This is a genomic window from Sporolactobacillus kofuensis (genome assembly GCF_024125425.1).
Taxonomy (GTDB): domain Bacteria; phylum Bacillota; class Bacilli; order Bacillales; family Sporolactobacillaceae; genus Sporolactobacillus; species Sporolactobacillus kofuensis.
This window is the reverse complement of sequence record NZ_JAMXWN010000035.1, coordinates 1-1,649: the sequence shown is the minus strand read 5'-3', so window position 1 is coordinate 1,649 and position 1,649 is coordinate 1. Positions and strand designations below refer to the sequence as shown.

Annotated in this window: 2 protein-coding genes; both read right to left on the bottom strand. The window is 42.4% G+C overall.

Going from position 1 to position 1,649, the window contains the following annotated elements; all coding sequences use genetic code 11:
* Positions 1-36: 36 nt before the first annotated feature.
* On the bottom strand, positions 37-804 hold the full coding sequence (istB, locus tag NIE32_RS14105; RefSeq protein ID WP_253077506.1) for an IS21-like element helper ATPase IstB: 768 nt from the start codon (positions 802-804) through the stop codon (positions 37-39).
* The coding region (locus NIE32_RS14100) for a transposase (protein ID WP_494337184.1) at positions 801-1,649 on the bottom strand (849 nt) is incomplete at its 5' end. The genes NIE32_RS14100 and istB, both read right to left, overlap by 4 nt.

The following is a 1,649-nucleotide window of genomic DNA, read 5'->3' as shown; positions in this document are numbered from 1 at the left end:
TGTAACCGTCAAGTAGTTTTGAACACTTTTTGCTAATTAATTTTGAACACTTTTCTCTTTGAAAATTGTACTTCGGTGTTTAATTCTATAGCTGTCTTCGTTTAGGTGAATGACTTCTACTCTATGGAGAATTCTGTCTAATATAGCTGTTGTGATCCCCTGATCGCCCATTAATTCTCCCCATTGTTTCGGCCCTTTGTTAGATGTCAGGATGACCGAACTTCGTTCGTACAGATGGTTAATCAGGTGAAAAAACAAGTTGGCTTCTCGCTGATCCATTGCCAGATACATCAGGTCATCAATGATGACAAGGTCCGATTCCCGTAGCCTTTTCAGCTGCGTTTTGGATTTAGATAGGTACTCCTCTGTCTTGAGCAGATGGACGAGCTCCCCCATGGTGATAAAGCTTACCTTGAAGCCTTTGTAGATAGCCTCAAGACCAAGACCAATCGCAATATGGGTTTTACCCACTCCTGGCGGGCCAAGAAGAATCAGGTTATATTGTTGTTCTAGCCAATTCAATTCCCTTAACTGGTTGATCTGCCGACTGCTAATGGATTGTTGTTCGTCTATGCGAAATTCATCCAGTGTCTTTTGATAAGGGAACTTGGCCCACTTCAATCTTCTTTCTACATTTTTTTCTTCTCTCCGCTTTAATTCGAAAGTTAAAAGTTCCTCTAGTAATTCTTGATAGGTCCAAGAAGATTGTTCGGCTTTTCGCAAGAGATGCGGTAGCCCATTGGCTGTCTCCGCCATCCGAAGATGGCGGAAGTGCTCTTGTATCTCTTTGACTGTACTGTTCATTGCCCCATGCCTCCGAGTATCTGGATATAATCGTCCATTTCTCTCACCGTTGCAGCAACTTGGCGTGTTCGTGCGACACGATCATTTTGTGATCCCTGAGTTTGGCACGATGCTTGTACGACTTTTGTTTCTTTTTGGCGAGCCAGATGTTGGGAAACATCTCGAAGATCGTTGGCACTCCAGAGTTGGTCTTTTATACAGATAGTCAAGGCTTGTTCCATTTCCTGACGGAAATGATGAAGGGCATACTGGACGATTTGAAGCTGATCACGGACATATCTCGGATACCGCTTACTCAATTCTTGAATGAATAATGCCGCTTGATCGCCATCATTGAATTGACGGATAATCGTCTCCTTATAGGCTTGAATTCCTTTTGAGCGATCACGAGCATGTTGCCTGTTTTTGATGAGCTCGCCTTTTCCTGTGCTTAGGATGTGCCGAGCAAGGACTTCACCTTGTGATTGCTTTTTGATGATCAATTCACTTTCTTTGAGTTCAATGAAAACTTTATTATCACCATTTCGACGATACGTTCCCAAGGGCACGGAATAACGATTGGATTTATATTTGATGACATTGTCTGGACAGACAGTTCTTGTTATACTGGAACTATTGTCGCTCTCAATGGAGAGCAGCGGAGAGACTGGTTTCAAGTGTTGCTTTTCGAGGGCGTGCACTTCAGCCGGTCTCTTTTTTGTTGTATTGTGTACATTATAATTCCCTGTCCGTTCTAACCAAGCGATGCCTTTTTCATTCCATGTATCGATGTTCGTAAAGACCCTGTTCTTGGCAAAATTATACTTAACATACTTGACAACATTTTCTATTTTCCCTTTACTTTG

Coding starts and splice junctions, on each gene's coding strand:
- istB (WP_253077506.1), bottom strand. CDS start 804: ATGAACAGTACAGTCAAAGAGATACAAGAGCACTTCCGCCATCTTCGG.